Below are 6,843 nucleotides of genomic sequence, written 5' to 3'. Positions count from 1 at the left end.
TTGCGAAAGCAAACGGAGGATACGAAACGCCGCCACGTCCAGCGGTAAGTCAGCCCTTTGGCAAAGCCAAAGGGCGATGACCCCGACAGCCGTTTGCCGACAGGCAAATGGCGAAAGGGGTGATCCCGGACAGAGAACTCAAAACCTTCGATGTCGCCGCTTTGCAGCGCAATGCGGCGGAAGACCCGACAGCCCTTTGGCGCAACAGCAGGCCTTTCCCCGTTTGCCTCCGGTAAACGGCTGTCGGCCTCATCGCTGTTTCGCCGGAGGCGAAACAGCTGTGCTTAGACGACCTGGTGGCTATGGCGAGGGGTTCAACACCCGATCCCATCCCGAACTCGGCCGTGAAAACCCTCAGCGCCGATGGTACTGCGTCTTAAGGCGTGGGAGAGTAGGTCGCCGCCAGGTCTTCCAAGCACAGCTGCTTTGCAGCGCAAAGCAGCGACGATGGGGCCGACAGACGTTTGGCAAAGCCAAACGGCGGAAGACCCTGCCGCTCAGCTGACAATCACCACACAAACTCCGACACACCCTCCTACCCCGGAGGCTCCGGAGGGCAGGCCCTCCTCCAAGGCCAAACCTGCCCAATACTAAAAACAACACCAACCACCCATAACGCGGGGTGGAGCAGCCCGGTAGCTCGTCAGGCTCATAACCTGAAGGTCGCAGGTTCAAATCCTGCCCCCGCAACCAACAAAACGCCCCGCCAATCCGGCGGGGTGTTTTGTTGGTGGGGTCAGGATCTGAACCTGTGCCCTCCTGTGGTTCTGAACCCCCTCATAACTTGAAGGCTGAGGGCGTGAAGAAAACCTTCCGGGGGAAGGTTTTTAGCCCGAAGGTCGAGCACGGGCGAACAGCCCGAGCGCAGACTGCGCAGGTTCAAATCCTGCCCCCGCAACCAAATAAATCAACGGCTTAGCCCAAAAAGGCTAAGCCGTTTTTCTTTGACCGGAAGCAAGGCGGAAGCAGTGTGGAGAGACGTAATGAGCGGCCTGTGGATGAATGCTGTAAGTCCCAACCTTCCCCATAGTCTATGAACGACTTACGGTAGCAATCTGCCTGAGACAGTTTCCCCGATTCGCCCAGGCGGCCAAGGGAAACATGGAATACGTCCGGAGATGTGCGCGTGACCGAGCTGAGATTTAAGGGCAAGCGTGCCAGCGGCGAGGTTTTGCATAACAACTATGAACTTGAGGGGCCTGCAATGAGGGTACAGGAACTATTCGCGGCATCGGAATCTGAGAGTCCCCTAGAGCCCTTCGATCAAACTGAGCTTTCCGAAATTGACGCCCTTCTTATCGATAAGAACGATCGGCTCTATTTCCGCTGCCCGATTCGAAAGAAGGATATTCTCGCGAAGCCTGAAGAGGCTGTTCGCCAGTTATGGATCGCAAGGCTAATGAATCGCTACGGCTATCCGTTGGCGCGGATTGCCGTTGAGTACCCAATCACCTTCGGTCGCGATACTTCCAAGCGAGCGGACATTGTTGTTTTCGACGCAGACCGACCGACGGTCCCATATGTCATTATCGAAGTGAAGCAGGCCAAGTTTAAGGACGGGAAGGAGCAGCTACGTTCCTACACTCACGCTACCGGCGCACCGCTAGCCCTGTGGAGCAACGGCGCGCAAGCAATAGTCTGGCACCGTAAGAACCCGAACTACTTCGTCGAATTGCCAGAGCTGCCGACTGCAAGTCAAACGATCGAAGACCTTGTCGACCAACCGTGGACTATCGAGACACTCATCCAAAAGGAGCAGGCACGCGAACGTAAGGGAACAAAGGCCCGGTCTCTTCGGGACCTTGTCGTAGACCTTGAGGACGAGGTGTTAGCCAACGCAGGCGTCGACGTCTTCGAGGAAGTCTTCAAGCTGATTTTCACGAAACTATATGACGAAATGGCCTGCTATCGCGGAACATACAGATACTTACGCTTTCGTAACAGCAACACCGCGAGTCAACTCAAATCCGCTATGCAGAGTCTGTTTGACGATGCACGAAAGAAGTGGCCGGGCGTTTTTCCAGATGACGATAGGATCAAACTTTCACCCGATCATCTACAGGTGTGCATCGGATCGCTCGAGGAATGGAAGCTTTTTAATTCGAACCTTGATGTAATAGATGACGCATTCGAATACCTTGTCAACAAGTCAGCGAAAGGGGAGAAGGGTCAATATTTTACGCCGCGTTGGGTGATTGACATGTGCGTGAGGATGCTGAATCCGCAAGAACATGAGACAGTCGTAGATCCCGCATGCGGCTCCGCGGGCTTCACCGTCCACTCGATGTTTCACGTCTGGCATCAGATCATTGATGACCTAGGTCTGCCCCAGTCACATCTTTTTACGATGGAAGAAAAGCCAGCGCGTTGCTCGGACTATGTTAGAGAGAAGGTCTTTGCGATCGATTTCGATGAGAAAAGCGTCCGAGTGGCTCGGTGCCTCAACCTAATTGCAGGGGATGGTGAAACGAACGTACTACACCTCAATACGCTTGACTGGACGAAGTGGGACGAGACAACCAAGCAAGATGACTGGAATGACACCTATGGTGCTGGCTTCTCGCGCTTCCGCCGACTCCGCGCGAAGCGAACCGGGGACTACAGGCATTTCCAGTTCGATCTATTGATGGCGAACCCGCCCTTTGCTGGAGACATAAAGCAGAGCGACCTACTAGTGCGATATGAGCTTGCTCATAAGCTAAATGGCAAGCTGGAGCGCGCCGTTGGTCGGGACCTCTTATTTATTGAACGCAACCTCGATTTCTTAAGGCCCGGTGGTCGGATGGCTATCGTATTGCCGCAGGGGCGTTTCAACAATATCGGTGATCGTCGGGTGCGTGAGTTTGTTATGGAGCGGTGCCGAGTTCTCGGTGTTGTGGGTCTTCATCTCAATTCATTTAAGCCGCACACCGGAACAAAAACCAGTGTGCTTCTTGTACAAAAATGGAATGATGATCCTTCTGTTGGCCCGCTCTGCCCCCGCGTGGATGACTACAATATATTCTTTGCAACGCAGCGTACGGAGTCGGTTAACAATCGTGGGGAGAAGGTCTACGTCCGCGAACCAGACGGCTCTCTAAAGCGAGACACGCACGGTCATTTTATCGTCGCGCATGATCTCTACAACCATGAAGGGCTCACGCAAGATGGCATTGCGGAGGCTTTTGTAGAGTTCGCTAAGAAGGAAGGCTTCAGTTTTTTTCGCTAGGCCCCTTCGACAGTGACCGCTTTAGGGCACTGACGGAGGGGCTTCAAGTCCGCGTAGCCCGCATCAGTGAGATGCAACAGGCAGAGCGCCTGGACGCCGATTTTGCTGCATATCCCAATGCAGAAAAGCTTTTGCAGATCGCTGGCCGGACGAGTGTGCGACCGCTTCAGGAAGTTACGTTGCGTGTCGCATCCGGACATACACCCTATCTCCATGACGTGGACTTGGGCGATGTCGGCTTTGTTACTGTGGAATGCGTTGGTCCTCTCAGGTTCCATACAGACAAACTGAAGAGAGTGACGCAATCACAGTATGAAAGAGAGTTCTCCAGCCTTCGGATAGAGAAGGGGACGGTTCTCTGTACGATCAAGCGCCGCATCTGCCAGGCGTATCCCTGGATTGACGAGCCGGTGGTCCCTCTTGCCCTTAATCAAGATGTCGCTCTTCTGGTTCCCAAAGAGGGAGTCAGAGCAGCTTACCTAGCCGCATATCTGAGTTCTCGCGTGGGGCAGGCTTTTGCGGAGCGACAGAAGACAGAGCAGATGAACCCGTACATCAGTCTGGCGAATCTGCGCACTTTGCCTGTGTATGTTGCTGGTGACGATCTGCAGGATGATATTGAAGCTGTGGTTGGCCATTCACAGTCCGCCTGGAGCGATGTCCAAGCGAATCAGCGGCAGGCTCAAGAGGCGCTAATTGAGGCTTTGGGGCTGGCAACTTGGTCTCCACCAGATCCACTCACTTATTCTGCATCGGCTGCAGAGGTGCGACACGCAAGAAGGCTAGATGCACAATTCTTCGCGCCGAGATTTGAAGGTCTGATAGCGCATGTCGAGGATACGGGGCAGGCAGTCCGTTTCGGCGACATTCTCTCCATGAATGCTCGCGGCAATCAACCGACTTACTCGGATGCGGGGCTGCCGGTGGTTAACTCAAGGCATGTCCGAATCAATAGAGTTGAAATTGAAGGTGCGCGTACGGCCGATCCGGCACTGGCTGGGGTTCTCATAGAGGAGGGCGACCTTCTGCTTAATGGGACAGGGGTGGGGACAATTGGAAGAGCTGCGCCTTACCTTCGGCAAGACAAGGCAATTCCAGACAACCATGTCACGGTGCTCCGAGCAGACGGAATCGATCCAATATACCTTTCGGTCTTTCTCAACAGCCGAATTGGACAAATGCAGGTAGAGCGACACCTCAAGGGATCGTCGGGGCAAATCGAGCTTTATCCAACCGATATCGATGAGTTCGTCATCTGGCGCGCACCGGACCAAGTGCAGCAAGAAATTCGCGACTTCGTCCTTGAGTCTTTTGAAGCGGAACGCCGTGCTATCCATCTTTGCGATGTCGCAAAGCACGCAGTTGAGATCGCTGTGGAGAAGGGTGATGTAGCGGCGCGGCAGTTCCTGAATGAAGTGGAGGGCTGATCCATGCCGCATTTGCCGGAGAACGCCCGCCTGTGGCTCGAGCGTGCTGAGATTGACTACATCGGACCCTTTGTGAAAGCGTGGGCTTCGTTCAATGCATGGTATCGCGAGGCATCCGGAGAGCGTAGGGACTCTGAAGCCCTTCGTTATGTGAAGGATCGGCCAAATCCAGTTCGTAATTCTATAGTCCCGCTATTACAGCCGGTCAGGACCGACGGACATGGGAACGTGCTTCCAGACACTGAGCCGGCGCAGAAATTCAAGCTGCTCGTGCGCGATCTTCACGTTTGCCTAGACAGTTTTCATATCGAGATTCTGCGGGAGGAACAGGTTGAGCGCATTTCATTTCGGGCGGTGTGTTTGGGGCGCGGGGTTCAGGTGCCGCAGAGCTTCGATGCATATGGGCTGAGATATCGGGTTGAGAAGGCAAACGGCCGATGGAAAAGTACCGTCCGGGCAGTTAACGATCCCGCCGACGTTCGGGCCGAGATTGAGCAAGACTCTTACAGCGTCGACGGGCTCCAGGTACATGAGCAGTACGCTTGGATCTCGTTGGCGCAAAGGGCAAGCCTGTTGAATCTTTACAAACGCTGCAACCCGCGTCCGTTTACAGATTTGTTTGCAGGGGATGGTGATTGCATCGCTGCAGGAGATGTCGAGTTCCGTTGCAGTGATGAGCAGCTTTTTGCAGCGATGATTGAGATTATTTATGCCATGCGGAATGCGCTATTGCATGGAGAACTGCAGCCGCACGAACAGGCTTTTGCGACTTACGAGCCAGCATATAGGATTGTGATGAAGTTTCTTGATTGTTTGCGGAATTAAGGCGGCCGACAGTGGGGCTAGCTGTTGATAAATGCATATCGGGCGGCTGCACGTTCCATCTTCCGTGCGAAGTGGCGTGGCTGTCGGGCTGCAGTTTGCACAATCTCGCGCCGGATGCTCTCCACTAGTTCAGCTTCCTGGCCGCTCTTCACCTCAGTAAGTGCGCCGATAGAGGCAACAAGCCCCGTGATCTGCGATATGAGCATGTCGTAGTGTGCTTGGCGCTTCACTGTCTTGACCAGTACCGGGTCAGCTTCCGCGATCATTTCATAAAGGTCATCAGAAACCTCGTTCTCAGTGAGCTTCCAGAGCGGATGCAGTGGCCAGCGGGAGCGGTTGCGGTCGGCCTGCGGAAGCGTGTAGCGGACGGCCTCTAGGGCCTTCAGGAAGAGCTTGCCGATCTGGTCGTCAAACTGCGGCCAAGTCGTGATACCCCAGCTTTCCTTTAGATGCTTCTTCCCGGCGCGAAGCTCCACCCGCCAGACCTGCGACGATTCGCGGTCCCCAGGGTCGAGCAGCGGCTGGCCCTGTCGGGTCCGTCCCGCGTTCCAGATTTCCCACCATTCGACCTTGCGCTTGGCGACGACCTCCTCGCGCTTGTCGTAGACGATGACTTGGCGGCCGGGCATCTTACCGATGGTAACTGAGGTTAGGCGCCCGGACTTGCCATGCTGCACGAAAGGCGGAGCGTCAAAGTGGTCGGCCCGGTTTGCGTGGGAATGCATGACGAAGCTTTCTCCATTGAGAATGAAATCTGGCGCCAGGACGTCCACGGCGTAGTCTACGCGCCCGATGCTCTCGCAGCCGGGGCGGGCTTCGATGCCGAGGGCGTCGAGGAAGGCATAGAGCCGGGCGCGGACGCCGCCGAGGCCGTAGAGCGCGAGGGGTAGTGATTTTACTGAGACCCGAACACCCCAGCCGTCGGCACGATTGGGGCGCTTGAAGAACCAGGTGGCCCCGTCCGGCCCCGTATCGCAGCGGTAGGCATAGCCACCGCGCGATCCTGTCTCGGCGACATGTATGGGGGTATCGTTGAAGTAGAGGAGGTGGGGCTCCATTGCCTTTGAAGCAGCCTCCTTTGCTTCGGCAAGCGCCGTATCGAACGCTTCCGATATCTGCGCATTGAACGCGATCTCCAGGCCGTCGAAACCCTTGTACAGCAATTCCATGTTTCTACTCTCCATTACGCCCGGGTAGTTCCAGAGGGGGGTGCTACAAGGACCCCCCTCTAGGTTTCCGGGCGTGGTTCTCAGAAGGGGGTTAGGGCCGGCCCTGCGGGCCGGATGTGTTGGGTTGCGCGCTCCGCGCAGGGGCAGCTTTGGGTTTTAGGGCCGGGGAGACAGGTAGAGCCCTCTATTGGCTCTGAGGGCGCCGGAGAGGGCA

The 6,843-nt window shown here is 55.7% G+C and carries 4 protein-coding genes, 1 tRNA gene and 1 rRNA gene; 5 read left to right on the top strand and 1 reads right to left on the bottom strand.

The features are described 5' to 3' along the window. Nucleotides 1–292: 292 nt before the first annotated feature. The 5 genes from rrf (at nt 293) to AAFN88_RS16895 (ending at nt 5,460) form a co-directional block, all read left to right on the top strand. Nucleotides 293–408: ribosomal RNA gene (rrf, locus tag AAFN88_RS16915) — 5S ribosomal RNA — on the top strand. A 208-nt stretch (nt 409–616) separates the two neighbouring features. Continuing rightward, a tRNA-Met gene (locus AAFN88_RS16910) sits at nt 617–693 on the top strand. Between the two features lie 433 nt (nt 694–1,126). Beyond that, nucleotides 1,127–3,208: an N-6 DNA methylase gene (locus AAFN88_RS16905; RefSeq protein ID WP_347521605.1), complete on the top strand. Its 2,082-nt coding sequence runs from the start codon at nt 1,127–1,129 to the stop codon at nt 3,206–3,208. A gap of 71 nt (nt 3,209–3,279) precedes the next feature. Continuing rightward, nucleotides 3,280–4,635 (top strand): hypothetical protein, encoded by a 1,356-nt coding sequence (locus AAFN88_RS16900; RefSeq protein WP_347521603.1) that lies wholly within the window; start codon nt 3,280–3,282, stop codon nt 4,633–4,635. Between the two features lie 3 nt (nt 4,636–4,638). Further along, nucleotides 4,639–5,460 carry a hypothetical protein gene (locus AAFN88_RS16895; RefSeq protein ID WP_347521602.1) on the top strand — a complete coding sequence of 274 codons (822 nt, stop codon included), beginning with the start codon at nt 4,639–4,641 and terminating at the stop codon, nt 5,458–5,460. A 17-nt stretch (nt 5,461–5,477) separates the two neighbouring features. On the opposite strand, the gene AAFN88_RS16890 is transcribed toward AAFN88_RS16895, so the two are convergent. Then, the gene (locus AAFN88_RS16890) at nt 5,478–6,629 is read right to left on the bottom strand and encodes a hypothetical protein (RefSeq protein ID WP_347521601.1); all 1,152 of its coding nucleotides are present in this window, start codon (nt 6,627–6,629) and stop codon (nt 5,478–5,480) included. Between the last annotated feature and the right edge of the window lie 214 nt (nt 6,630–6,843).

Source organism: Pelagibius sp. CAU 1746 (genome assembly GCF_039839785.1).
In the GTDB taxonomy this organism is placed as follows: domain Bacteria; phylum Pseudomonadota; class Alphaproteobacteria; order Kiloniellales; family Kiloniellaceae; genus Pelagibius.
This window is presented reverse-complemented; position numbering and strand designations above follow the sequence as displayed.